Below are 24,492 nucleotides of genomic sequence, written 5' to 3'. Positions count from 1 at the left end.
TCCATGAAGAAGAGGTAACAAAGCAAGGCTATGCTAGCGCAGTTACGTCATTTGCATCCATACGGGCCTGCTACCGCGTTACCGGGCTGAGAGACAGCTCTGAGTTTCATACAGATCCTGGCCTGATCACAACTGCCGGAGTTGATCTGCGATGAATGGCAAAACCTGCAACGTATGTTGCTAAATCGTCAGCAACGACGCTCTCGGCATTGGCGGATGAATTGACTATTCTGCTCTTTCTTCGCTTGCTAACGGTTAACTATTTTAATAAGCCTCCGACCGGCTGCGAGTCGTCTCCACACTGCCTGAGGTTCACGCTGACATGACCACCTCCTCCACCAGCCTGCCGCCGATGCACGCTTCATCGGCGGCCCGTAACAGCTTAGCCGCACGCGTTGATGCGCTGCCCTCCTCCGCCGGATTGTGGCGCTTTATTACGCTGCTGGCGCTGGGCGGCTTTTTTGAGCTTTATGATCTGTTTGAAACCGGCTACATCAGTACCGGCCTGCTGTCGGCCGGCGTATTTCACACGGGTGCGGCAGGCGTGCTGGGCTTCTCCGATCAGGCGGCCTTCGCCTCAGCCACTTTTCTCGGCCTGTTTTTCGGGGCCAGCCTGCTGGCCCCCTACGCTGACCGCTTTGGTCGCCGTCTCACCTTTATGTGTGCGCTGCTGTGGTATGGGCTGTTTTCGCTGCTGATGGCGTTCCAGCAGAGCGCGGAGATGATCATTCTGTTCCGCTTTCTGGTGGGGATCGGGCTGGGCGTCGAGCTGGTGACTATTGATACTTACCTGTCGGAATGGGTGCCGAGCCATCTGCGAAGCCGCGCTTTTGCCTTCTCCTTTTTCGTGCAGTTTTTGTCGGTGCCTGCGGTGGCGCTGATGTCCTGGTGGCTGATTCCGCAAACGCTGCTCAGTCTGGAAGGCTGGCGCTGGGTAGTGATCGCGGGCGCGGTCTGTTCGCTGGTGATCTGGCTGGTGCGCAGAAATCTGCCGGAGTCAGCACGCTGGCTGGCGCAGCAGGGTCGTCATCAGGAGGCACATGACGTGCTGTCGATGATGGAGCAACGCTGCGGCATCCCGGCCGGACCCGCGTTTTCAGCTGAGGATGCAGCGGCAAAACTGCCCAGAAAGGGACGCTTCAGCGAGATCTGGTCTCCTGCTTACCGCAAGCGCACTCTGATGCTGGTGGTGATGAATTTTTTTCAGGCAATCGGCTTTTTTGGCTTTGGTAACTGGCTGCCTGCGCTGTTGTCAGGCCGTGGAGCCACGGTGACGCACAGCCTGCTCTATGCTTTCTTCATCACCCTGGCCTATCCGCTGGGATCGCTGATTTGCAGCCGCTACGCTGACAAAATGGAGAATAAGTGGCAGATCGTCCTGTCGTCGCTGATGACGGTGGTGTTCGGTACGCTCTTTGCTTTCCAGACGCAGCCGGTATTGCTGATTCTGTGCGGCTTCCTGATCACCTGGTCCAACGCCTGGCTGACCTTCAGCTTCCACGCCTATCAGACCGAGATTTTCCCCACCCACATTCGGGCGCGGGCAGTCGGCTTCTGCTACTCTTTCAGCCGCCTCTCAACGGTCTTCAGCAGTATTCTCATCGGGATGATATTGCAGTACGCAGGAACGCCAGGTGTAATTACCTTTATCGTGCTGAGCATGGTGATGGTGATGCTGTCAGTAGGGATTTACGGGCCGAAAACGCGCGGAATCGATCTGGAGAATATCTAAAAGAAAAGGCCGTCATCCTGATGATGACGGCCTCTATTACTGCCGGTTATTTGCCTTCGAGTACGTTGATATCCGCACTGCCCAGCCGGTCTTTCTCATCTTTACGCAGCGCCGCGACCTGTTTCGCGCTGACCTGCTCTGTCGCCTTATTGCCCCAGCTGTTGCGCACGAAGTTCACTACGTCTGCCACCTGCTGATCGTCAAGACGCCAGCCGAATGCTGGCATGGTAATCGTCGACGGCGCGCCATTGACGCCAGGCAACTGTCCGCCCACCAGCACGATATGAATCAGTGAGGTCGGATCGTCCGCCAGCACCACCGGATTACCGCGCAGCGCCGGATAGAAACGTTTATAACCGCTGCCATCGGTTTTATGGCACGCCGCACAGCTGTCGACGTAGGTGGCTGCACCCGTCGCACTGTCATCACCTTTCCACAACGCTTTGGCGGTGGCATCATCGACGCTGAAGGCTGCCTGATGCGGGTCTTTTGCACCCAGCGACTTCAGATAGCGCGCAATGGCGGTGATATCGGCCTCGCTCAGGTGCTGCAGACTGTGTTCCACCACGTCAGTCATGCCACCGAAAGCAGCGGTGTGATCGTTGCGGCCATAGCGCAGGAACTGACGCAGGTCCTCTTCGCTCCAGCGTCCCAGCCCGTCACGGTTGTCACCGCGCAGGTTGCTGGCGGTCCAGCCATCAATCGGCGCGCTGCTACCCGCCAGATAGTCGCTGCCCTCCTCGTTGGTCAGCGCCTTCTCCTGCATGGTGATGCTGCGCGGCGTGTGACAGGCTCCACAGTGGCCCAGTCCTTCAACCAGATAGCGACCCCGCGCCAGCACCGGATCTTCCTGGGCGGCAGGCTGGAACGCTTTTACATCGGGCGCAAAAATGCCGCGCCAGATCGCCAGCGGCCAGCGCATCGACAGCGGCCAGGGAATGTCGCTCTCCCGGTTTGGCTGCTTAAACGCCGCAACGCCATGCATGAAGTAGGCATAAAGCGCCTTCATATCCTCATCGCTGACCACCGCGTAGGAAGGAAATGGCATCGCCGGATAGAGCGTATCGCCATTTTTCGCCACGCCGTGACGCACCGCTTTCTGAAAGTCGTCGTAGCTGTATTCACCAATACCGGTGTCGCCATCGGGCGTGATGTTGGTGGAGTAGATGGTGCCAATCGGTGTTGCCATCGGCAGACCACCGGCAAACGCTGCGCCGCCTTTGCTGGTGTGGCAGGCCACACAGTCACCGGCGCGCGCCAGATACTCACCGCGTTTAACCAGATCGTCCTGGCTGCTATCCGCCAGTACGGCGAACGACAGGGAGCCAAGAATCAGAGCCAGAATGCCATTTTTCATCGCCATCTCCTTATGCCTGCACCAGTGGACCAGGGTTTTTCAGGTAGTGCTCGCGAATCGCTTTGGCTGACCAGTAGGTCAGCGCCGCCACCATGCCGGTCGGGTTATAACCCAGTCCCTGCGGGAAGGCGGATGCGCCCGGTACAAACACATTTGGCACATCCCAGCTTTGCAGATAACGGTTCACCGCACTGGTTTTGGGATCGTCTCCCATGATCGCCCCGCCACTGATGTGGGTGGTCTGATACACCGTAGAGTCAAAATGGGTGCCCGGCTTTTTCGCGCCGCCGATGATCATCTTCGGGTTCATCGCTTCGGCGATGTTGCGCATCTTACCGACCATAAACTGCGCCATCTTGATGTCGTTCTCCTGCCAGTCAAAGGTCATGCGCAGCAGCGGCTGTCCATAGGCATCTTTATAGTGAGGATCGAGATCGAGGTAGTTAGCGCGATAGGACTGGTGTGCGCCGTGCGCATCCATCGACAGATGGTGGGTGTAGGTATCCGCCACCGCCGCTTTCCATTGGCTGCCCCAGTTAGGTGTGCCCGCTGGCACCGGCAGACCGGAGATCGGTTTGGTACCCGCCTGGTTGACCCAGAATGGCGAACCGCCGACAAAGCCCAGCGGCCCGTGGTCGAAGTTATCCGCATTGAAATCATCAATGCCGACGCCCGCGCCACCCGCACCGATGAACGGATTGGTGGTGGTGTTTTTATCAAACAGCGCCTTGAGCGTGGAGAGGTTCTGATAGGCGAAGTTGCGGCCTACGGTGCCTTCGTTAGTGATCGGATTGTACGGTTTACCGATGCCCGACAGCAGCATCAGATGCACATTATGGAACTGGAAGGCGGAGAGGATCACCAGGTCAGCGGGCTGGACCTGCTCGCGACCCTGCCCATCCACATAGGTCACGCCGGTCGCGCGCGTTTTGTCATCGCTGAGATTAACCCGCAGCACATAAGAGTTATTGCGCAGCTCGAACTTCGGCTCCTGACGCAGCGCGGGCAGGATGTTCACATTAGGCGACGCTTTGGAATACATGTAGCAGGCGTAGCCGCTGCAGTAACCGCAGAAGTTGCATGGCCCCATCTGCGCGCCATAGGTGTTGGTATAAGGGCCCGATGTGTTGGCGGACGGCAGATCGTAAGGATGATAGCCGACCGACTCAGCGGCCTGAGCAAACAGCTGCGCTGAATAAGTACGCTTCTGCGCGGGCAGCGGGAAGTTATCGGAGCGATCCGGCGCAAACGGGTTGCCGCCTTTATCTTTGCCGACCACCTTCCCCTTAATGCTCCAGGCGCTGCCGGAGGTGCCAAAGACTTTTTCTGCCTTGTCGAAGAACGGCTCAAGCTCATCGTAGCTGACGCCGAAATCCTGAATCGTCATGCCCTCCGGGATAAAGTTCTTACCATAGCGCTCTTCGTAATGGCTGCGCATCCGCAGTTCAACCGGATCGACACGGAAATGAACGCCGGACCAGTGCAGACCTGCGCCACCTGTGCCGGTGCCTGGCAGAAACGCCGCCAGCTGGCGATAGGGAACAGCCGTCTGCGAGGCGTCATGACGAATGGTTACGGTGCTTTTAGAGAGATCCTGGAACAGTTTTTTGCGAACGTTATAGGTCAGCTCATCAATGGACTGCGGATAGGAGCCATCAGGATAGGTATCGCGATGCGGTCCGCGCTCCAGCGCCAGCACGTGAAGGCCCGCTTCGGTCAGCTCTTTCGCCATAATCGCGCCTGCCCAGCCGAAGCCGACAATCACCGCATCCACTTTTTTCATTTCGTTAGCCATGCTTAGCTTCTCTCCCCGCGAATCGACACTGACGGGAACGGATACCGTTCGCCGCGCTCTACCCAGTCCATAAAGTCGGCGCGTGCGCCAGGGAAGTTAATCAGCTTCCAGCCGACCATGCCCTGATTCCCGCCGTGGATGGGATCGCTGAAGAAGCCTTCGCGTGTGTTCTGCAGCAGGAAGCTGAAGAAAACTTTTGCTGGCAGCTGGCTGAATTCCGCACTGCCACTCTCCATCGCCTGCAGTAAGGCATCCTGCTGCTCGCCGCTGAGCTCGGCGAACACCTTGCCGTGCTGCTTTTTACTGTAGTTGTCGGCATCGGCCAGCCCGAGACGGTAGATCTGCTGTGGCACCAGCGGCAACTGATAGCCCAGCTCTTTCGGCAGATCGGGATTAAACGGCCCCTGCATATACCAGTTCGAGCCTGTGGCATACGGCGTGTTCATCTGACGATCGATAAACTCCGGCACGCCGGCTTCCAGCGCACCCGGCCCGCGTTCATCACTGGGGATCAGACGCGCTACGGCGGCCGTGATAAAGGCGAACTCTTCGGCGGTGAACCAGTTCGGCTGGTAATCACGCGCCTGCTGTGGCGCGGCCGGGGTTTCAGCCGCCTGTGCGGCGAGCGGCAGAGAGAGCGCGCCCATCGCCGTGGAACCTACCGCCATTGCAGGCGCCAGGGTAATCGTCTTCAGCAAAAAATCCCTGCGTGAATGACCTTTTTTTTGTTCTGACATGACATTGCCTCATTCCCGCCCTATCCGGCGGTATGAAAAATAAATGGTTGCGTTGTAATGGTTTTTATCAGCAAATTCAGGGTAGCATCTGGCTTGTTACCGGTAACAAGCCAGCATATTGTAACACTGCCATTCACAAAGATTTAGTTCCACGAAACAAAACCGCACAATTTCATTAACATCTATCACCGTCCTGTCATGAGCAGAAACAACAGACTACAGACAGCGCCACGTCAAAAACGTTATAACAGGCAACACACAACAGCGGAGTGCCTATGTTTAAGTCTTTTTTTCCGCGGCCAGCGCTGTTTTTCAGCTCTGCGGCTGTCTGGAGCTTAGTAGCGATTTTTGCCTGGTTCGGCTTTGCCGCGCATCTGCCCGGCATGTGGCCGACTTTTGAAGCGGCAATGAAAGAACCTTTACCGACCACAGCGGCACGTTTTATCGCCGCGAGTCAGATTTGGTTTTATCTCTATTACTGGATAATGGTCGCCATTTTTGCCCTGGCCTGGCGGCTGATTGATGCACATCCGTGGCAACGCTGGTCAGTGTGGGGTTCCGCGCTGATTATCTTTGTCACCTGGTTTGGCGTGCAGGTGGGGGTGGCTATTAATGCCTGGTATGGTCCGTTCTATGATCTGATACAGAAAGCGCTGACCAAAGCGGGATCGGTGCAGATTGCCGAGTTTTACCATCAGGTTATCGCGTTTCTCGGCATTGCCTTAATTGCGGTGGTGATTGGCGTTCTCAACTCCTTCTTTATCAGCCACTGGGTTTTCCGCTGGCGTACCGCCATGAATAACTACTACATGCACAACTGGCAGCGGCTGCGTCATGTGGAAGGTGCCGCACAGCGTGTGCAGGAAGACACCATGCGGTTTGCAACGACGCTGGAAAACTGGGGTGTCAGTTTTATTCAGGCGATTATGACGCTGGTGGCGTTTTTGCCGGTACTGGTGGCGCTGTCACATCACGTAAAAGATATCCCGTTCCTCGGCAATATTCCTTACGCGCTGGTAATTGCCGCAGTGCTCTGGTCTGTATTCGGCACCGGCTTGCTGGCGCTGGTCGGAATTAAGCTGCCAGGGCTGGAGTTCCGTAATCAGCGGGTTGAAGCCGCCTACCGTAAAGAGCTGGTCTACGGCGAAGACAATGCCGATCGTGCACAACCGCAGACCGTACAGGAACTGTTTAGCCGGGTGCGGGTTAACTACTTCCGTCTCTACTTCCACTATCTCTACTTCAACATCACCCGCATTCTCTATCTGCAGGTCGATAACGTGTTTGGTCTGTTCCTGCTTTTCCCGTCGATTGTGGCAGGCACTATTACGCTGGGCTTACTCAACCAGATTACCAACGTGTTTGATCAGGTGCGTGGCTCGTTCCAGTATCTGATCGCCTCCTGGTCGACGCTGATCGAACTGATGTCGATCTACAAGCGTCTGCGCAGCTTTGAGCAGATTCTGGATGATGTACCCCATGATGAGATGAAGCGCGAGGCATCGGAAGAGGTGTAACGGGTTGGAAAGAGAGAAGCCACGTTAATGTGGCTTCTCTCATTTAATCACAGATCAAAAGCTATTCTTTTGCCTGTCGGCAATTTGACATCGATACTTATCTCGCCTCCCAGAGCCGTAACGTAACGCTTCAGCGTAGAAAGGCGGGGATCATTATCAGCCTGTTCCATTCTGGCGATAGTTGGCTGTTTCACACCCATTGCCTGCGCCATCTCTGTCTGTGACAGGTTAAGTTCTTCGCGCAACATGTGTAGCGCGATAACCTGCCGCATTGCATCGACTTTTTTGGCAATGCGTTCGCGACTCTCCGGACTTTGATTTGCCATTAGCTGTTTTAAATTAGCCATTATCCCCTCCATTCAAATATTTGCGGAATTCAGCATCTGCCAATTTGATCATGTCTTTATAGAATTTCTTTTCCTTAACCCCGGTTTTATCGCCTGCACACAACACAATGCCACGGCGAGAAGGATCAAAAGCAAAGAAGGCCCGTATCGGTTTGCCTTGATGCTGTACTCTTAATTCTTTCATATTCGGAAAATCAGAGCCGTCTACGGTATCAGCAAACGGCCTCGCTAAATGCGGCCCATACTCAGACAGGATAACTATCGCGGCGAGCATATCCTCCTTCAGTTCCTCACTCTGAGCCTTAAACCACTCATCAAATCTTTTGGTTGTATCCACATCCCACATCGCAACATCCTTATAGCGAATAAGCTATAAATGATGCTATAGCCTGTTCGCTATAAAGGCAAGTGTCTCGCGGGCCGCCAGGGCAAAAGGATATTCCAGACCTCAAACCGGCTTTGAAAATAAAAAAGCCACTCGTCAGAGTGGCTTTCTCGTTTACAAAGACCGGATGTAAAACAGCTTCAATACAGCAGTGTCCGGGACGTCACGCCTTACAGCGCAATACGCATCACGCTGTCAGGATTTTTTGGCGGCGCCTTACGCGAGCCAGGCTGTTTCACGCTGACATAAAGCACCTTGCCGTCTGCCGAGAGTGCCAGACTGTTAGGCAACGCCGGGGTTTTTACCGTACGCTTCACCTTATAGCTGCTGGCGTCGATGATGCTGACTTCACCGGCTTTACGATGGGTAACATAAAGCTCATCACGCTTCGCATTGAACAGAACCGCCAGCGATTCAGGCACATCAATCCGCTGCATCACCTGCTGATTACGCAGATCCACTACCAGCACCTGTGCCTGCTTTGAATCTGTCAGGAAAGCGCGTTGACCATGCGTATCCAGCGCAATGTTCAGGAAGAAGTGCTCTTTATCGCCGTCAATCTTCTGCTTCTTCTCAACCGCATTTGTACGTGCATTAATGGTTACCAGTTCGCCATCAGCATTAGTGACGTAGATCTTTTGCGCGTCGGCATCCACAGCCAGACCGGTGCCCATTTTGCCGGTATTCGGGATGGTGCTGACAAGTTTCATCGTGCTGCCATCCACCACCCAGACCACGCTCTGCGGTCCCAGTCCGGTGATATACACCCGGTTAGTTTTCGCATCAACCGCCACCTGGCGCGGCTGCAGCGGACGCACGGCCTCACTGCGCGGACGGCTATCCAGCACCAGCGTATTCAGTACCTTGCCGCTACTGGCGTCGATAGCGGTCACCGAACCGTTTACGGTGTTACCGATATAAAGCACGTTGGTTTGGGGGTTGATCGCCGCACCAAACGATTTCAGCTCAGTGTGGATTGCCTGCTGCACCCCCAGCGTCGCCGGGTCGAGACGGAAAACCGTGCCGCCGTTACCGCTGCTGTTCTGCGCTGTCGCCACGAACAGCGCGTTGTCTTTCGGGCTGACCGCCAGTTCATAAACACCTTTACCCACTGACTGATTAAGATCCGCCGCCTGCGCTGCCAGCCATCCAGAGGCAGAGAACAGGGCCGTAGCCAGTAACAGCGGACGCAGGGTCCGGCGCGTAATGGTAATCGCTTTCATAACTTCTCCAGAGTTAATTCACTGCAGACGCAGTGATAAGAAAGCCCAACATTGCAACCAGAAAGGCCTGACACACAGGCTGATTTACTTTTTTTGAGAATGATAATTATTTATGAAGGAAAGGGACAGGATTATTCGCGGAGAAACGAAGCCAGGACGCCCGGAGGCGTCCTGTCAGCACAAGAGGGTAGAACGTTTTATTTCAGCAGTTCAGCGGTCATGTGAACGCCGTTGTTGGTGTAAGCTTCAGTGATTTTATATGAAGCACCAGCTTCCTGCGCCTGGGCAGCAATTTTCGCTTCCGCACCATCCAGCGTAGAATCGATGGCGGTCACAGATTGGGCGAAGCTGGCGAATGGCAGAACAGAAAGCGCGATAACAGCTGCAAAAGTTTTGATAGATTTCATGGTCAATTCCTCGTTTAATTTTTATCAGGTAAGGCGTGATGCCTTGTTGATAGATATATTAGTCCGGAAGTTGATCAGTAAAAAGCGGAGGGTTTTGCTTAACTCTTTCAGTAAAATTGAACATAAAAAGCACGTATCGCACAGTTATCGCTCAAAAGGTTAATCACCCGCCTCTATAAAAAAAGGCAGCATAATGCGCTACCTTCAGAAGATTAACCGTGATGCCGCACCCGAGTGAAGATGGTCAGTGCGGCCAGCAGCATCAGCACACCACTGGCAACGAACACGCCGCCTGCTCCGCGCAGGTCAAACATCCAGCCGCCTGCTGCCGCGCCGACGGTAATCGCCAGTTGAATGGTGGCGACCAGTAACCCGCCGCCCGATTCCGCGTCATCCGGCACCGCGCGTGAAATCCAGGTTGACCAGCCGGTTGGCATCGAACCAAAGGCCATCCCCCAGATTGCCACACCTGCGCCTACCATCCAGCTGACATCGCCAAAGCTCACCAGCATCAGCGCCGTGACACTCATTAACAGCGCCATCCCGCTCAGCGTCAGCGATACGCTGCGGGTGACCAGAAAACCCGCCAGCGAGGTACCAAAGAAGTTCGCCACGCCAAAGGCGAGCAGCGCCAGCGACAGCTGATTAAGGTTGAGCTGTGCAACGCCTTCCAGAAACGGACGCAGATAGGTGAAAAAAGCGAAGTGGCCGGTAAACATCATGATCACCGCCAGCATGCCCCAGCGCATCACGCCGATACGCAGGAGCGCCAGCACGCCGCCATTGCGGGCTTTGTTCTCTGCCGGCATGGCGGGCAGGGTAAAGAACTGCCACAGCAGTGCCACCGCACCCAGTCCGGCGGTCAGCATAAAGATGTTACGCCAGCCCACCACTCCGCCGAGATAGCTGCCAAGTGGCGTGGCGATAATCGTCGCCAGTGAGATGCCGCTGAAGACAATAGAGAGCGCACGCGGTACCTGGTCAGTGGGTACCAGGCGCATGGTGATGGCCGTTGAGAGCGTCCAGAAGCCGCCGATGGCCATTCCCAGCAGCACCCGCGCCAGCAGGATCACCGTCAGGTCAGCCGCAAACGCCACCATCAGCGCCGAAGCAATCAGCAATAGCGAAAACACCAGCATGACAATGCGGCGATCGATACGCCGCGTAACGCTGCCGGTGACCAGACTGGTAAACAGCGCCACCAGCGCGGTGATGGTGACGGTCTGTCCCGCCTGCCCTTCTGAAACGCCCAGGCTGTGGGCCATTGGCGTCAACAGACTCACGGGTAAAAATTCGGCGGTAATCAGGCTGAACACCCCAAACGCCATAGCAAATACCGCGCCCCAGGCGGGACGGGTCGGCGAGGAAACCTCATCAGCCACTTCGGTTGTCAGACTCATGCTGCTTCTCCGGAAGATAAAAAAGTGAGTGTGAGCATAGAGTGGAGCGTCAGGACGATCTATGATGCTTACACCTTCATTTTTGATAATTCGTCCGGAATCGTATGAGCCACTATGGAGATCTGACCAGTGAGCTGCTGATGGGAATGCGTCTGTATGGCGTGAACTATCAGCGTATCGCGGTAAGCGCGCCGTTCGGGTTGCATTATGAGCATGCGCCGGGGCGGGCGCAGTTTCACTTTGTCGGGCGCGGCTCACTGCTGGTGCGCAGCGCCTCCGGCGAACTGTTTCATCTCAACAGCGGCGATGCGCTGCTGGTGCCGCACGGTAAGCCGCACAGCCTGATCTCCACTGAGGAGGCGGACTGCCAGTGTATTAAGAACATGGCGAGTAAGCCGATTTGCGACAGCGTCTGCGCGATTGCCGCACCGGAAGATGCCTGTGATGACGAGCACAGCGTGCTGCTGTTCAGCGCCTGCATGGCGTTTGAACTTGGCGGTATGCAACCACTGATCACTACCATGCCGGATGTGATGCTGGTGAGTACCCTGCTGTCGCAGTACCCGGAGATTCAGCCGATTCTGGCGGCGATGGAGCGGGAGTCGCGCACCCGCCAGGCGGGATTTGCCGGAATCCTGTCGCGCCTGGCGGATGTGGTTGCCGCGCTGATAGTTCGCGGCTGGGTAGAGAATGGCTGCGGCCAGAGTAGCGGGCTGGTGCAGGCGATGCGCGATCCGCGTCTGAGCCAGGCGATTGCCGCGATGCATCGGGAGCCGGGCGAAAACTGGACGGTGGCGCGACTCGCCAGCGTGGCGGGCTGTTCGCGTTCGGTGTTCGCCGGACGTTTTCTCACGGCTACCGGCATGACGCCGCTGCGATATCTGACGGAGTTGCGGATGCGGCTGGCGGTGCAGCGGATCGTAAACAATGGCGAAGCGGTGGAAGCCGTGGCCTATCATCTCGGCTACGGCTCAATTGCGGCATTCAGTCGTGCCTTTAAGCGGATTGTCGGGCAATCGCCAGGGGCGCTGCGTACCGGACGCGAAGGCACGCAGGCGCTGGCCTCGTAATTTTTTCTCTTAACGAAACACGCTGATCGCTTCCACCAGCCGGTTAGCCTGATGGGTCATGCGACCTGACGCCTCGGCGCTTTCTGTCACGCGAGCGGCGTTCTGATGGGTGATGTCATCAAGATCTTCCACCGCTGAACTGACTTCGCTGAGCGCGGTCGCCTGTTCGGCCGTGGCGGCGCTGATCTGGGCGATCAGTGAGGTGACATTCTGCACCTGTGACACGATATCCTGCATCGTCCGGCCTGCTGCGCTGGCGTGCTCATTGCCCGACTGGACCCGGCTGCCGCTGGTTTCGACCAGCATTTTAATTTCGCTGGCGGCTTTGGCGCTGCGCTGTGCGAGGCTACGGACTTCGCCTGCCACCACCGCAAAGCCTTTGCCCTGCTCACCAGCCCGCGCCGCTTCTACTGCGGCGTTCAGCGCCAGTATGTTAGTCTGGAAAGCAATGCCATCGATAACGCTGGTAATATTGGCAATCCGCTTTGAACTGTCGGCAATTTCGCCCATCATGCCCATCATCTCGGTCATCACCTCGCCGCCTTTGCTGGCAGCGTGGCTGGTGCTGGCTGAGAGGCTATTCGCCTCGTGCGCGGTTTCGGTATTGCTCTTCACTGTGGCGGTCATTTCATTCATGGTGGCCGCGGTCTGCTGCACGTTGGCCGCTGCCTGCTCGGTACGGCGACTGAGTTCGTTGTTGCTGCGGGCGATGGCGTCGCTGGCACTCAGCACGTTGATCGCCTGACCGCTGACATCATCGACCAGCCAGCGGAACATCAATCCGAGCTGACCGATAGCGCGCAGTGTGACACCGACCTCATCAACGCGATCCATCTGCTCAACTTTGTGACTCGCACCGGTCGCCACGCTCAGCGCCTGTTTGCACATCCGCTCGATAGGGCGTGAAATCTGCTGCTCCAGCCACAGGCTGCTGAGCAGAAGCAGCCCAGCCATGCCTGCGGTAAAGCCAGCCAGTGCTGTGTGCGTCATGCCCAGCGCCCAGACGCCTGCCACCGAAAGGGGCAGTAACGCCAGCAGCGTACTGCGGATCCGCCAGCGCAGGGGCAGCGTTTTCAGAATGGAGGCGGAACGACGCCAGCCACTGCGAACCAGCAGGCCTTTGTAAAAACGTCGCCCTCTGGCCCGGCCTTCACGAAAATCCTGATAGAGCGTTTCGGTCTGACGTATTTCCTCTGCCGTGGGTTTGGTGCGTACTGACATATAGCCCTGCACTTTACCGTCGCGCACCACCGGAATGGCATTAGCCCGCACCCAGTAGTGATCGCCATTTTTACGGCGGTTCTTGACCAGCGCAGTCCAGGGTTCACCCTGTTTCAGCGTCGCCCACATGTCAGCAAACGCTTCTGGTGGCATATCGGGATGACGCACCATGTTATGCGGCTGGCCGTTGATCTCTTCGGCAGAGAATCCACTCGCTTCGATGAAGGCGTCGTTGGCATAGGTGATGTGGCTGTTGAGATCGGTGGTCGACATCAGTGTCGCATGATCGTCAAACTGATATTCACGCTGAGAGACAGGCTGGTTGTTACGCATCAAAAGTCCTTGAAGACCCGACGTCCTGCACGTGACAGTCTGCGTGTCAGCGTGAAAACGAGGGGCTGAGAGATAACGATTACCTTTTTTTATGTTTTCGGCATGCGTCCGCCTACTCTTTAGCGATTAAGTTAAATTACTGGCAATAAAAAAGCCGCTTTGCAGCGGCTTTCACATTTTTAGGTGATTATTCATCCGTTAGCCGGATTTCAGAATTCCGGCAGCCAGTCAGCTGAGGTCGACGTTTCGGGTGCCGAACCACCAGGTCAGCAGGAATCCGCCGACCCAGGCCACGATCAGTCCGGCCAGGTAAACCGCCATACCGGCGAAAATCCCCTGGCTGGAGGTCATCAGCGGCAGCGTGACCAGGCCGGAAGGTCCGAATACCGTATTCATTCCAACCGGCAAACCCAGCCACGCTACCAGCCCGATAAAGAAACCGCCCAGCGCGCCGCCACCGCAGGCAGTGATAAAGGGCTTGAGGCGCGGCAGCGTGACGCCGTAGATCAGTGGTTCTCCGACACCCAGCAGGCCGGGCACAATGGCACCTTTGATCTGCGCCCGCAGCAGCGCCCCTTTTCCGGCTTTGCACCACAGCGCCGCTGATGCGCCGACCTGACCTGCGCCCGCCATCGCCAGAATCGGGAACAGCGAGTTAAAACCCTGCGTTTCCATCAGCGCAAAGTAGACCGGAATAAAGCCCTGATGAATGCCGAACATCACCGCGATCAGGAACAGCCCGGCCAGCAGCGCACAGCCAAAGGGATTGTTATTGAGGTGGATAAACAGCCACGACATCCCCTTAAACAGTTCACCACCCAGCGGCATGATAAACAGATAGGTGATGGCCCCGGTAATCACCAGCGTAAACAGTGAAGTCAGGATCATATCGAGGTTGCCGGGAATGATTTTGCGCAGCTGTTTCTCAATCCCCGCCCCGATAATTGCCGCCATCAGCACGCCGATAATATTGCCGCGCGGGTCGATCGTCAGGCCAAAGAAGCTCTCCATGCCGCTGTAGTAGCCGGTGGTGGCCGTGGGCACATAGCCAAGCACAAACAGCGAAGCGATGATGGCACCATTGACGCCGCTGCCGCCAAAGGCTTTTTGCGCGTTGTAGCCAATCAGGATGCTGAGAAAGGTAAACAGCCCTTTGCCGAAGACCTTCATGTACGCCACGGTGTGCAGCAGCCAGGGCGCGTGGTCGCCGGACACATTAAGGTGGAGGCTTTGCTCAATCAGCGTGGCAAATCCCAGCAGCAGTCCCGCGCCGATGAAGCCCGGAATCAGCGGGGTGAAGATGGTGGCGAAGCGCGACAGGAACTGATGCACGCCGCTGGTCTGCTTCGCTTTGAGCTGCTGCTTCTGTTGCGCTGCCAGCTGGCTAAGTTCTGCCGTTCCGCCCTGCGGTTCCGGCGCGGTATCGCCCTCTGTCAGCAGGCTCTGCATTCCCTCGGCCGCGGTTTGCGCTTTGCCCGGCCCCAGGACAATCTGAAACTGCGCCTCGCTATCGATAACGCCTAATACGCCCGGCAGACTTTTTAGCTGAGTCAGGTCGACCTGTTCCGGCTGATTGAGCGTCAGCCGAAGCCGCGTCATGCAGTGAGCACAGGCCACGATATTTTGCGCGCCACCGACCGCCTGCAGGATGTCACGCAACAGTGCCTCGGTGATTTTCGCCATTAGCGTGCTCCCGCTGCCTGCAGCGCCTGACGGATAAAGCCCTGATGCTGACTGAGCAGCGCTTTCGCCTCATCGGCGGCCAGGTCAGCCAGCACCATCAGGATTGCGGTTTTGCAGTGTCCACCGCAGGCGGTGAGCGCGGCGCTGGCCGTTGCATCATCACAATCCGTGGCCTGCATGACGATGTTGACCTGGCGCTGCACCAGTTTCTGATTGGTCGCTTCCACATCAACCATCAGGTTGCCGTACACTTTTCCGCTACGGATCATTGACCCGGTGGTGAGCATGTTGAGCACCAGTTTTTGCGCCGTACCCGCTTTCATCCGTGAGGAGCCAGTGACCACTTCCGGGCCAACCACTGGCGTGAGCGCAATCGCGGCAACCTGCGACATGGCGCTGCCCGGATTACAGGTGAGCGACACGGTAGTTGCGCCAAGCTCGTTAGCGTAAGCCAGCGCGCCCAGCACATAAGGTGTGCGACCGCTGGCGGCGATACCGACCAGCACATCGTGGCGGCTGAAGTGGATATCCTTCAGATCCTGCGCACCCTGCTCCCGGTTATCTTCGGCATTTTCAACCGCCTGCAATATAGCGGTATGACCGCCGGCAATCAGGCCAATAACCTGCTCGCGGGGTGTACCAAAGGTGGGTGGGCATTCGCTGGCATCCAGGATGCCGAGTCGCCCGGAGGTGCCTGCGCCGCAATAGATCAGCCGTCCTCCAGCTTTAAATGCCGTGCAGATGGCGTCAACGGCGGTGGCGATCTGCGGCACGATGGCCTCAACCGCCAATGCCACCTTTTTATCTTCATCATTAATGACGCGCAGCATCGCTTCGGTGGAGAGTTCATCAATGTTCTGGCTGGCCGGGTTGCGGCCTTCGGTGATCATCTGGCTGAGGTCGAGTTTCATGGCGGGCTCCGCAAAGGAATAAATTATTCAAATTACTAACTATCATAACGAATGATTAATTCATTGGGTGAGATCTTTTTTCGATGGATGTGGGGTGAGTCATGTTGCGGGGGATCAGGTTGGGTGAGTGATGAGTATAAGCATTACGACCTGGGTGCGGTTCATGTGAGTGGAATCGCTGGGAGACTGGCGCAGGTCAGAATAGGTTCACCTGATCGTAAAGACGCATTCGTCATCCATGACGCTCGGCCCACGCCGTCCCTGGCGTGGGACGCTTTACTCTTCAGGTGAACCTTTTCTTCTCTCAAGCTTTTTTATGGCTGCTTAAAAAGAGGCTTGAGTCGGACATAAACGTTGAAAAAGGCCTGCTGGAGTAAGATGTCCTTTCATGGTTTTTGTCCTTGTGACAATCTATACTCAAGGTGGATGAGAAGGCGGATACCAGCATTGACGGAGTTAAGCGTCCGCCGCATGGACGAGGCGAGTGAACCGGCAGCCAAGACCCCGGGGATAGTTTTACGCCGTCTTTGCGCAGGCAATGCTGGTATCCGACTGAGCGATGCACGTTTTGTTCTTCAGCGACATCCACTGTTTAGTCAGGTATCAGAAAACAGTGAGCAATTGCCTGCCTCATAATGGGTTCTGAGGGCACCATTCGACATCGCGAGGGAGCCGCGTCAGCCAATTAAAACCCACCAATCGCAGGTTAAAAGCGCATCCATTTAATCAATATAAAGTTGTGACGTTCTGCAGCCATATAAAGCAGCCAGCTTCTCAAGCGTTTGTTTTTGAGGTTTCTTTCTCGACTCTAACTTCGACACGCCAGCCTGCGTGATGCCCAGTTTATTCGCCACCTCTTCCTGTGACAGGTGACGATGCAAACGCCAGGCAACATGCAAAGGAACAGATTGCCGTCGGCTGATTTTCATTACATCGTGAGGAATCGTTTCATCATCGTCTGGACCCACTTCATAAGGGACAGACTCAAACACATCATCTAAATGACGTTCAGCCATGAGCTTATTAAACAGCTCTATAGGGATGACAGCACCAGTGCGGTTCCCGCGCTCGTCCGTCAGAAACTGTATAGCATTCATGGGTAATCACTCCTTACTGGTACGGCAGGCAACACTGTCTGATCGTCTGCCTGTGCTGCGGAACGCTAAACCCGGCTGCACAGAACTTATTGATGACGCACATTGCTCCTGCCACACTGCTAGCGCTTTTTGTACGTGGTCGATGTTCTTCTTACGACTTCAAGTATATCTATCACTACTGGCTGACCTTTCTCTATCTTCCAGAGTACGCGGTAGTGACCTACTACCAGCTTCATTCGCTTCTGTTTATCATCAGTCAGCTTTTCGACTTTCAGATGGGGAATATCCGGCCATTTAGCCAGCGCCTCTACAGCATCTTCAATAGCGTTACCCTCTTTCTGAGGCAGCCCATAAAGCTGTTTCAATGCCTTTTTCGTCCAGTTAATTTCTGGCATCCGTCAACACTCCATGTTGTCAAAGAAGACAGTCAACTTACCGCAACGAAATATAACTATAATCAATCATAACAACAATACTCTCGTCTCATAATTATGGTTTTTAGTTATAAAAGTATAACCTTTTAATTTTCAGTCAACCTGTATATCTGCCATGAAAAATCTCATAAAAAAAAAGGCCCAACTTTCGTTGAGCCCATTCTTACGTTAATGCCTTGTTCAGCTTGCGGTCTGCGTCCGCAGTTGCAGCTCGTACTCTTTCGCCTGTTCGGCGTCGAACTGGTTTTCCCAGCGGGCAATCACCAGCACCGCCAGCGCGTTGCCGACCACGTTCAGCGCGGTACGCGCCATGTCCATGATGCGGTCAACACCGGCGATAAACGCCAGACCTTCCAGCGGAATGCCGACGCTGCCCAGCGTAGCCAGCAGCACCACAAACGAAACGCCTGGCACGCCAGCGATACCTTTCGAGGTCACCATCAGCGTCAGGACCAGCACAATTTCATCGGTCAGCGACAGATCGATGCCGTACAGCTGCGCAATAAAGATCGCCGCGATACTCTGATACAGCGTTGAACCATCCAGGTTAAATGAATAACCGGTCGGCACCACGAAGCTGGTGATCGCTTTCGGCGCGCCGTAGGCTTCCATCTTCTCCATGATGCGCGGCAACACGGTTTCCGAGCTGGACGTGGAGTAAGAGAGAATCAGCTCATCTTTCAGAATACGCATCAACGTGGTGATGCGCAGCTTACAGAAGCGCGCTACCCCGCCCAGCACCACAAAGGCGAAGAACAGAATCGCGGCGTAAACCAGCAGCACCAGCTTAGCCAGTGGCCACAGCGAGGCAAAACCGAAGTTAGCAATCGTCACCGCGATCAGCGCAAACACACCGACCGGCGCATAACGCATGATCATGTGCGTTACTTTAAACATCGCTTCAGAGATACCACGGAACAGGTTCACCAGCGGATCGCGCTGTTCTGACGGCAGTGACGACAGGCCTAAACCAAACAGCACCGAGAAAAAGATAATCGGCAGCATGTCGCCTTTTGCCATAGAGGCGAAAATATTCTGCGGGATCAGCGACAGAATGGTGGTCACCAGGCTATGCGGACCGCCCTGTACCTCTGCCGTTGTCGCTTCATATTTAGAGATGTCCACCGTTGCCAGCGTTGACATATCAATGCCGGTGCCGGGTTGAAATACGTTGGCCAGCGTAATACCGACTACAATGGCAATGGTGGTGATCACTTCAAAGTAGAGAATTGTTTTGACGCCGATGCGTCCCAGCTTCTTTGCATCACCCACGCCAGCGATGCCGACAATCAGGGATGAAATCACAATCGGTACCACAATCATCTTGATAAGATGAATAAAGATATCGCCTGCAGGACTGAGAATGTTGGTGACTAACCATTCACGATTGTCTGGCTGATTATGCAACACAGCACCCACAACGATGCCGAGCACCAGGGCTGTCAGAATCTGCCAGGCCAGGCTGATTTTAAAACCTTTCATAACGCGTAATTTCCTCAGTCAAAACCCGTTTCTCTCTACTGCGAAGGTGCAGAAGACAATACACACAGGGAGTGAGCAAAAAGCCCGGTAAATTAGAGGGTGTTTAGAAACAGCGCCTCGTATGAAAATCTGATGATTCCCATACCCATTTTCAGACGCGGTCTGAGTTGATACCTGCAGAACAGGGGCGAGATAAGTACCATTTTCACTGTGGTAAATGCAACCCCTGGCAGATCCGATTAAAAGTTAGCCAGCTAAGTAGCATAAAGTGCTGCCAGCGTTAAAAATCCCTAACCTGCTGTTATGAAAAGTAATACTTAGATGAATTTCCGCATAGCTATGCAAAGTGGGTTAAAAACGCGTCAGGCGCGTTTGCTTGCTTTTTATCCAGCCCAATCCCGAGTGATACCCCTTCTTAATTCCCCATCGCCGCCAGAGAGTTAACCGGAAATATCAGAACGGCTTCACGCTTCTCCCGAAGAGGTTTATCTCGTGATCTGTGGCGCAAAAAAGAAACAAAGCTATGGCACAGGCTTCAATTAACCATTGATTGACATATCATTAACATCTTCTAGGAGATCCGCTATGAGCCAAAATCACATTCATCCCGTTCCAGAGAACATTGCAGCAAACACCCTGATTACGGCTGAACAGTACCAGGCGATGTATCAGCATTCTGTCGACGATCCAGACAGTTTCTGGGGCGAACAGGGCAAAATCCTTGACTGGATTAAGCCTTACAGCAAGGTGAAAAATTGCTCGTTTGCGCCAGGTAACATTAACATTCGCTGGTACGAAGATGGCACGCTCAACCTGGCGGCAAACTGCCTTGACCGCCATTTAGCAACGCGCGGCGATCACCCGGCGATTATCTGGGAAGGCGACGACGCCAGCGAAAGCAAAACTCTGACCTTCCGCCAGCTGCATACTGAAGTCTGTCGCTTCGCCAATGTGCTTGAGTTGCTGGAAGTAAAAAAAGGCGACGTGGTGGCAATCTACATGCCGATGGTGCCGGAAGCGGCGGTGGCGATGCTGGCCTGTGCCCGTATCGGTGCCGTTCACTCCGTGATCTTTGGCGGCTTCTCACCGGAAGCGGTCGCTGGCCGCATTGTCGACTCCAGCGCCTCGCTGGTCATTACCGCCGATGAAGGGATCCGCGCCGGTCGCAGCATTCCGCTGAAGAAAAATGTCGATGACGCGTTAAAAAACCCGAATGTCACCAGCGTGAAAAACGTGGTGGTGTTCCAGCGCACCGGTAAAGATGTGGGCTGGGTTGAAGGCCGCGATCGGTGGTGGCATGACCTGATGCGGGACGCCAGCACCAATCACTCTGCAGCCGAAGTCGGCGCGGAAGATCCGCTGTTTATCCTTTATACCTCCGGCTCCACCGGCAAACCCAAAGGCGTGCTGCATACCACAGGCGGTTATCTGGTCTATGCCGCCACCACCTTTAAGTTCGTCTTTGATTACCATCAGGATGACATCTACTGGTGCACCGCCGATGTCGGCTGGGTAACAGGACACAGCTATCTGGTTTATGGCCCGCTGGCGTGTGGTGCCACCACGCTGATGTTTGAAGGGGTGCCGAACTGGCCAGCGCCGAGCCGCATGGCGGAAGTGGTCGATAAACATAAAGTCACCCTGCTCTATACCGCACCCACCGCCATCCGTGCGCTGATGGCGGAAGGGGATAAGGCCATTGAAGGTACCGATCGCAGCAGCCTGCGCATTATGGGATCGGTCGGTGAGCCCATTAACCCGGAAGCCTGGGAGTGGTACTACAAGAAAATCGGCAACAGCCGTTGCCCGATAGTGGATACCTGGTGGCAGACCGAAACCGGCGGCTTCATGATCACGCCGTTGCCGGGTGCGACCGAACTGAAAGCGGGTTCCGCTACCCGGCCGTTCTTTGGTGTGCAACCGGCGCTGGTGGATAACGAAGGTCAGCCACAGGAAGGTGCCTGTGAAGGCAATCTGGTGATCACCGAGTCCTGGCCGGGACAGGCGCGCACCCTCTTTGGCGACCATGACCGTTTCGAGCAGACCTACTTCTCTACCTTTAAAAATGTCTACTTCAGTGGTGACGGTGCCCGTCGCGATGAAGATGGCTACTACTGGATCACCGGACGTGTCGACGACGTGCTCAACGTCTCCGGTCACCGTCTTGGTACTGCCGAAATTGAATCGGCGCTGGTGTCGCATCCTAAAATTGCCGAAGCGGCCGTGGTCGGGATTCCGCACAGCATTAAAGGCCAGGCGATTTACGCCTATATCACGCTGAATCATGGCGAAGAGCCGTCGCCGGAGTTGTACACCGAAGTGCGCCAGTGGGTCCGTAAAGAGATTGGCCCGATAGCCACACCGGATGTGCTGCACTGGACTGACTCACTGCCGAAAACGCGGTCCGGCAAAATCATGCGCCGTATTCTGCGCAAAATTGCCACCGGCGATACCAGTAACCTGGGTGATACCTCGACCCTTGCCGATCCTGGCGTCGTCGAAAAACTGCTTGAGGAGAAACAGTCGATCAAAATGCCTTAAACGCATGCTGTCCGGCGGGAAGATCGCTTCCCGCCACACCCGCCCTACGCAGTCTGTTTCGGTAGTCACAACTATTATAACCAGCTGAATCCGCGCCCTGTCGTGAGATTCTCGCGTGCAAGCCCTCTGGAGAAAATGTGATGAATGACGCCCTTTCGAATCAGGATGCAATCAATCAGCAGATTGAACGTAATCCCCGTTTTCATGAGTTAGTCCGTAAACGCCAGGCGTTCGCGACGCTGCTGTCGCTGATCATGCTGGTGCTCTATGTTGGCTTTATCCTGCTGATTGCCTTTGCTCCCGGCTGGCTCGGCACGCCGCTGCATGCCGGCACTAACGTCACCCGCGGTATCCCGATTGGTGTCGGGCTGATTGTGATGTCGTTTGTGCTGACCGGCGTCTATGTCTGGCGCGCCAACGGTGAGTTTGACCGTTTAACCAAAGCGATCCTCAGTGAGGTGAAATCATGACTCGTCTCACTTTATGGCTGCTGGCCTTAATGTTGCCGTTTTCAGCGCTGGCCGCTGATGCGATCACCGGTGCGGTGCAGCGCCAGGCAACCAACTATCAGGCGATTATCATGTTTACGATTTTCGTCGGCGCTACGCTGGGAATTACTTACTGGGCGTCAAAGCGAACCCGATCGCGTAACGACTACTACACCGCTGGCGGCAATATCACCGGCTTCCAGAATGGCCTGGCGATGGCGGGTGACTTCATGTCAGCGGCTTCGTTCCTGGGCATTTCAGCGCTGGTTTACACCTCAGGCTATGACGGACTGATCTACTCGCTCGGCTTCCTGGTCGGCTGGCCGATGATTCTGTTTTTAATCGCCGAGCGGCTGCGCAACCTGGGCCGCTACACCTTTGCCGATGTCGCCTCCTATCGTTTGAAGCAGATGCCGATTCGTACCCTGTCAGCCTGCGGTTCGCTGGTGGTAGTGGCGCTCTACCTGATCGCGCAGATGGTGGGTGCCGGTAAACTTATCCAGCTGCTGTTCGGCCTGAACTACCATGTTGCGGTGATTCTGGTCGGCATTCTGATGGTGATGTATGTGCTGTTTGGCGGCATGCTGGCGACCACCTGGGTGCAGATCATCAAAGCGGTGCTGCTGCTATTTGGTGCCTCCTTTATGGCAGTAATGGTGATGAAGGCGGCCAACTTCAGCTTTAACACGCTGTTCACTGAGGCGATGGCGGTTCATCCCAAAGGCATCGCGATTATGCAGCCTGGCGGGCTGGTCAAAGATCCTATCTCGGCGCTGTCGCTGGGGCTGGGGTTGATGTTTGGTACGGCAGGTTTACCGCATATTCTGATGCGCTTCTTCACCGTCGCGGATGCCAAAGAGGCGCGTAAAAGCGTCTTCTGGGCCACCGGCTTTATGGGCTACTTTTACTTCCTGACCTTTATTATCGGCTTCGGTGCGATTCTGCTGGTGGGTGCGAACCCGGCCTTTAAAGATGCCAGCGGCGCGCTGATTGGCGGCACCAATATGGCGGCAGTACATCTGGCTAACGCAGTTGGCGGCAGCACCTTCCTGGGCTTTATCTCTGCGGTTGCCTTCGCCACGATTCTGGCGGTGGTCGCGGGCTTAACCCTGGCGGGCGCGTCGGCGGTGTCGCATGACCTCTACGCCAGCGTCTATCGTAAAGGCCAGGCGAGCGAGAAAGATGAGCTGCGGGTGTCCAAAATCACCGTGCTGGCGTTGGGTGTGGTGGCGATTGCGCTGGGTATTCTGTTTGAGAAGCAGAACATCGCCTTTATGGTCGGGCTGGCCTTCTCGATTGCGGCCAGCTGTAACTTCCCGATCATCCTGCTGTCGATGTACTGGTCAAAACTCACCACGCGCGGCGCGATGGTAGGCGGCTGGCTCGGTCTGCTGACCGCCGTTATCCTGATGATCCTCGGCCCGACCGTGTGGGTACAGGTGCTGGGCAACGCCACGGCGATTTTCCCGTATGAGTATCCGGCGCTGTTCTCGATGGTGGTGGCTTTTGTCGGCATCTGGCTTTTCTCCATTACCGATCATTCGCAGCAGGGCGCAGAAGAGCGTTCCCGCTTCCGCGCGCAATTTATTCGCTCGCAGACCGGCACCGGTATTGAACAGGGCAAGGCGCACTGATTGTGGCTTTTCGTTCATAACGATCAGGCAATAAAAAAGGGCGACTACCTGGGGAGTCGCCCTTTTCTTTCACGCAACAGAATCAGAAGCGCAGTGATGCACCCACGTAAGGGCCATCGACCAGCACGTTATCTTTACGTCCATCTTTGTTGTTCAGTTCGATGTACTGATAACCCACACGCAGGTTAAGCAGTGAAACCGGCGTGAAGCTCAGGCCGCCAGCGGCTTCCTGATAGCTGTCGAGCTGATCGGTGAACGACTCTGGCGCATAATAATATTCACCATACAGGCCCCACATGCTGTTCAGGCTGTAGTGTGCTGCACCGCCCACCGCCACCGCAAATCCATCTTTTCCATCTTCCGGATGGGTAAAGATCGCTTTTGCGGTCGGTGCCAGACGCAGCGGCCCGAAGTCAACGTTGTAGCCCAGACCGGCACCGTAGGTGCTGCCATCATGGTCGCTACGCAGCCAGTTACCTTTCAGAAACAGACCGGGTGTAGTGGTGCCCAGACCCAGATTCAGGTTGGTATTGTGTTCGCTGACATCAACACTACCTTCAATCGCCTGAGCGGCACCGCTCAGTAAAACCAGCCCGAGGGCGCTCCCGGTAACAAGATGCTTAAACATGATTCCACTCCGTGAAGGACAATTAATTCGGCCGCAAGGTTAACAGCCTGAAACGGGGAGACAACAAAAT

At 55.5% G+C, this 24,492-nt stretch carries 21 protein-coding genes; 6 read left to right on the top strand and 15 right to left on the bottom strand.

Annotated elements, in window-relative coordinates; translation table 11 throughout:
* Positions 1–322: 322 nt before the first annotated feature.
* Entirely contained in the window at positions 323–1,732 is a 1,410-nt protein-coding gene (locus NIM72_RS13775) for an MFS transporter (RefSeq protein ID WP_161733590.1), read from the top strand.
* A 46-nt stretch (positions 1,733–1,778) separates the two neighbouring features.
* On the opposite strand, the gene NIM72_RS13770 is transcribed toward NIM72_RS13775, so the two are convergent.
* Genes NIM72_RS13770 through NIM72_RS13760 form a run of 3 tightly spaced genes read right to left on the bottom strand, consistent with a single transcriptional unit; the run spans position 1,779 to position 5,621 of the window.
* Positions 1,779–3,089: a cytochrome c gene (locus NIM72_RS13770; RefSeq protein ID WP_253420771.1), complete on the bottom strand. Its 1,311-nt coding sequence runs from the start codon at positions 3,087–3,089 to the stop codon at positions 1,779–1,781.
* Between the two features lie 10 nt (positions 3,090–3,099).
* Positions 3,100–4,884: a GMC family oxidoreductase gene (locus NIM72_RS13765; protein WP_253420768.1), complete on the bottom strand. Its 1,785-nt coding sequence runs from the start codon at positions 4,882–4,884 to the stop codon at positions 3,100–3,102.
* Positions 4,885–4,886: 2 nt separating this feature from the next.
* Positions 4,887–5,621, bottom strand: coding sequence for a gluconate 2-dehydrogenase subunit 3 family protein (locus NIM72_RS13760; protein ID WP_161733584.1), 735 nt, complete (start codon positions 5,619–5,621; stop codon positions 4,887–4,889).
* A gap of 275 nt (positions 5,622–5,896) precedes the next feature.
* On the opposite strand from NIM72_RS13760, the gene sbmA reads away from it, so the two are divergent.
* On the top strand, positions 5,897–7,138 hold the full coding sequence (sbmA, locus tag NIM72_RS13755; protein ID WP_161733582.1) for a peptide antibiotic transporter SbmA: 1,242 nt from the start codon (positions 5,897–5,899) through the stop codon (positions 7,136–7,138).
* Positions 7,139–7,185: 47 nt separating this feature from the next.
* Here the strand turns inward: sbmA and NIM72_RS13750 are convergent, their stop codons facing one another.
* From NIM72_RS13750 to NIM72_RS13730, 5 genes are all read right to left on the bottom strand, one after another.
* Entirely contained in the window at positions 7,186–7,485 is a 300-nt protein-coding gene (locus NIM72_RS13750) for a helix-turn-helix domain-containing protein (protein ID WP_253420765.1), read from the bottom strand.
* Positions 7,478–7,831, bottom strand: coding sequence for a type II toxin-antitoxin system RelE/ParE family toxin (locus tag NIM72_RS13745; protein ID WP_022625232.1), 354 nt, complete (start codon positions 7,829–7,831; stop codon positions 7,478–7,480). The genes NIM72_RS13750 and NIM72_RS13745 overlap by 8 nt, the downstream gene beginning before the upstream one ends.
* Before the next feature lie 209 nt (positions 7,832–8,040).
* Positions 8,041–9,093 (bottom strand): YncE family protein, encoded by a 1,053-nt coding sequence (locus NIM72_RS13740; RefSeq protein WP_253420762.1) that lies wholly within the window; start codon positions 9,091–9,093, stop codon positions 8,041–8,043.
* Between the two features lie 197 nt (positions 9,094–9,290).
* The gene (locus NIM72_RS13735; RefSeq protein WP_009092571.1) at positions 9,291–9,500 is read right to left on the bottom strand and encodes a DUF1471 domain-containing protein; all 210 of its coding nucleotides are present in this window, start codon (positions 9,498–9,500) and stop codon (positions 9,291–9,293) included.
* 212 nt (positions 9,501–9,712) lie between these two features.
* The gene (locus NIM72_RS13730; RefSeq protein WP_253420753.1) at positions 9,713–10,900 is read right to left on the bottom strand and encodes an MFS transporter; all 1,188 of its coding nucleotides are present in this window, start codon (positions 10,898–10,900) and stop codon (positions 9,713–9,715) included.
* Positions 10,901–11,004: 104 nt separating this feature from the next.
* Here NIM72_RS13730 and NIM72_RS13725 point away from each other — a divergent pair, with 104 nt between their 5' ends.
* Positions 11,005–11,970: an AraC family transcriptional regulator gene (locus NIM72_RS13725; RefSeq protein WP_253420751.1), complete on the top strand. Its 966-nt coding sequence runs from the start codon at positions 11,005–11,007 to the stop codon at positions 11,968–11,970.
* Positions 11,971–11,979: 9 nt separating this feature from the next.
* Here the strand turns inward: NIM72_RS13725 and NIM72_RS13720 are convergent, their stop codons facing one another.
* The 6 genes from NIM72_RS13720 to gltP form a co-directional block, all read right to left on the bottom strand.
* Complete coding sequence (locus tag NIM72_RS13720; RefSeq protein ID WP_161733572.1) at positions 11,980–13,524, bottom strand: PAS domain-containing methyl-accepting chemotaxis protein; 1,545 nt, start codon at positions 13,522–13,524, stop codon at positions 11,980–11,982.
* 228 nt (positions 13,525–13,752) lie between these two features.
* Positions 13,753–15,207, bottom strand: coding sequence for a PTS N-acetylmuramic acid transporter subunit IIBC (murP, locus tag NIM72_RS13715; protein ID WP_253420748.1), 1,455 nt, complete (start codon positions 15,205–15,207; stop codon positions 13,753–13,755).
* Positions 15,207–16,118 (bottom strand): N-acetylmuramic acid 6-phosphate etherase, encoded by a 912-nt coding sequence (gene murQ / locus NIM72_RS13710; protein WP_161733568.1) that lies wholly within the window; start codon positions 16,116–16,118, stop codon positions 15,207–15,209. The genes murP and murQ overlap by 1 nt, the downstream gene beginning before the upstream one ends.
* Positions 16,119–16,840: 722 nt before the next feature.
* Positions 16,841–17,215 (bottom strand): helix-turn-helix domain-containing protein, encoded by a 375-nt coding sequence (locus NIM72_RS13705; RefSeq protein WP_033780420.1) that lies wholly within the window; start codon positions 17,213–17,215, stop codon positions 16,841–16,843.
* A gap of 119 nt (positions 17,216–17,334) precedes the next feature.
* Entirely contained in the window at positions 17,335–17,610 is a 276-nt protein-coding gene (locus tag NIM72_RS13700; RefSeq protein WP_010252139.1) for a type II toxin-antitoxin system RelE/ParE family toxin, read from the bottom strand.
* Positions 17,611–17,829: 219 nt separating this feature from the next.
* Positions 17,830–19,131 (bottom strand): glutamate/aspartate:proton symporter GltP, encoded by a 1,302-nt coding sequence (gene gltP / locus NIM72_RS13695; RefSeq protein WP_161733566.1) that lies wholly within the window; start codon positions 19,129–19,131, stop codon positions 17,830–17,832.
* 585 nt (positions 19,132–19,716) lie between these two features.
* On the opposite strand from gltP, the gene acs reads away from it, so the two are divergent.
* The 3 genes from acs (at position 19,717) to NIM72_RS13680 (ending at position 23,794) form a co-directional block, all read left to right on the top strand.
* Positions 19,717–21,672 (top strand): acetate--CoA ligase, encoded by a 1,956-nt coding sequence (gene acs / locus NIM72_RS13690; RefSeq protein WP_161733564.1) that lies wholly within the window; start codon positions 19,717–19,719, stop codon positions 21,670–21,672.
* Positions 21,673–21,812: 140 nt separating this feature from the next.
* Positions 21,813–22,142 carry a DUF485 domain-containing protein gene (locus NIM72_RS13685; RefSeq protein WP_013359807.1) on the top strand — a complete coding sequence of 110 codons (330 nt, stop codon included), beginning with the start codon at positions 21,813–21,815 and terminating at the stop codon, positions 22,140–22,142.
* The gene (locus NIM72_RS13680; RefSeq protein ID WP_161733560.1) at positions 22,139–23,794 is read left to right on the top strand and encodes a cation acetate symporter; all 1,656 of its coding nucleotides are present in this window, start codon (positions 22,139–22,141) and stop codon (positions 23,792–23,794) included. The genes NIM72_RS13685 and NIM72_RS13680 overlap by 4 nt, the downstream gene beginning before the upstream one ends.
* 82 nt (positions 23,795–23,876) lie before the next feature.
* On the opposite strand, the gene NIM72_RS13675 is transcribed toward NIM72_RS13680, so the two are convergent.
* The gene (locus NIM72_RS13675) at positions 23,877–24,422 is read right to left on the bottom strand and encodes a YfaZ family outer membrane protein (RefSeq protein WP_150011995.1); all 546 of its coding nucleotides are present in this window, start codon (positions 24,420–24,422) and stop codon (positions 23,877–23,879) included.
* Positions 24,423–24,492: the final 70 nt, after the last annotated feature.

This window comes from Pantoea sp. B550, assembly GCF_024158165.1.
Classification (GTDB): Bacteria; Pseudomonadota; Gammaproteobacteria; order Enterobacterales; family Enterobacteriaceae; genus Pantoea; species Pantoea alfalfae.
Note: the sequence above shows the minus strand (reverse complement) of the source record. Positions and strands in the feature narration are given on the sequence as shown.

Bases quoted from the DNA above. Each gene is read 5' to 3' on its own strand.
- NIM72_RS13775 (WP_161733590.1), top strand. From the start codon at position 323: ATGACCACCTCCTCCACCAGCCTGCCGCCGATGCACGCTTCATCGGCG.
- NIM72_RS13770 (WP_253420771.1), bottom strand. From the start codon at position 3,089: ATGAAAAATGGCATTCTGGCTCTGATTCTTGGCTCCCTGTCGTTCGCC.
- NIM72_RS13765 (WP_253420768.1), bottom strand. From the start codon at position 4,884: ATGGCTAACGAAATGAAAAAAGTGGATGCGGTGATTGTCGGCTTCGGC.
- NIM72_RS13760 (WP_161733584.1), bottom strand. From the start codon at position 5,621: ATGTCAGAACAAAAAAAAGGTCATTCACGCAGGGATTTTTTGCTGAAG.
- sbmA (WP_161733582.1), top strand. From the start codon at position 5,897: ATGTTTAAGTCTTTTTTTCCGCGGCCAGCGCTGTTTTTCAGCTCTGCG.
- NIM72_RS13750 (WP_253420765.1), bottom strand. From the start codon at position 7,485: ATGGCTAATTTAAAACAGCTAATGGCAAATCAAAGTCCGGAGAGTCGC.
- NIM72_RS13745 (WP_022625232.1), bottom strand. From the start codon at position 7,831: ATGTGGGATGTGGATACAACCAAAAGATTTGATGAGTGGTTTAAGGCT.
- NIM72_RS13740 (WP_253420762.1), bottom strand. From the start codon at position 9,093: ATGAAAGCGATTACCATTACGCGCCGGACCCTGCGTCCGCTGTTACTG.
- NIM72_RS13735 (WP_009092571.1), bottom strand. From the start codon at position 9,500: ATGAAATCTATCAAAACTTTTGCAGCTGTTATCGCGCTTTCTGTTCTG.
- NIM72_RS13730 (WP_253420753.1), bottom strand. From the start codon at position 10,900: ATGAGTCTGACAACCGAAGTGGCTGATGAGGTTTCCTCGCCGACCCGT.
- NIM72_RS13725 (WP_253420751.1), top strand. From the start codon at position 11,005: ATGAGCCACTATGGAGATCTGACCAGTGAGCTGCTGATGGGAATGCGT.
- NIM72_RS13720 (WP_161733572.1), bottom strand. From the start codon at position 13,524: ATGCGTAACAACCAGCCTGTCTCTCAGCGTGAATATCAGTTTGACGAT.
- murP (WP_253420748.1), bottom strand. From the start codon at position 15,207: ATGGCGAAAATCACCGAGGCACTGTTGCGTGACATCCTGCAGGCGGTC.
- murQ (WP_161733568.1), bottom strand. From the start codon at position 16,118: ATGAAACTCGACCTCAGCCAGATGATCACCGAAGGCCGCAACCCGGCC.
- NIM72_RS13705 (WP_033780420.1), bottom strand. From the start codon at position 17,215: ATGAATGCTATACAGTTTCTGACGGACGAGCGCGGGAACCGCACTGGT.
- NIM72_RS13700 (WP_010252139.1), bottom strand. From the start codon at position 17,610: ATGCCAGAAATTAACTGGACGAAAAAGGCATTGAAACAGCTTTATGGG.
- gltP (WP_161733566.1), bottom strand. From the start codon at position 19,131: ATGAAAGGTTTTAAAATCAGCCTGGCCTGGCAGATTCTGACAGCCCTG.
- acs (WP_161733564.1), top strand. From the start codon at position 19,717: ATGAGCCAAAATCACATTCATCCCGTTCCAGAGAACATTGCAGCAAAC.
- NIM72_RS13685 (WP_013359807.1), top strand. From the start codon at position 21,813: ATGAATGACGCCCTTTCGAATCAGGATGCAATCAATCAGCAGATTGAA.
- NIM72_RS13680 (WP_161733560.1), top strand. From the start codon at position 22,139: ATGACTCGTCTCACTTTATGGCTGCTGGCCTTAATGTTGCCGTTTTCA.
- NIM72_RS13675 (WP_150011995.1), bottom strand. From the start codon at position 24,422: ATGTTTAAGCATCTTGTTACCGGGAGCGCCCTCGGGCTGGTTTTACTG.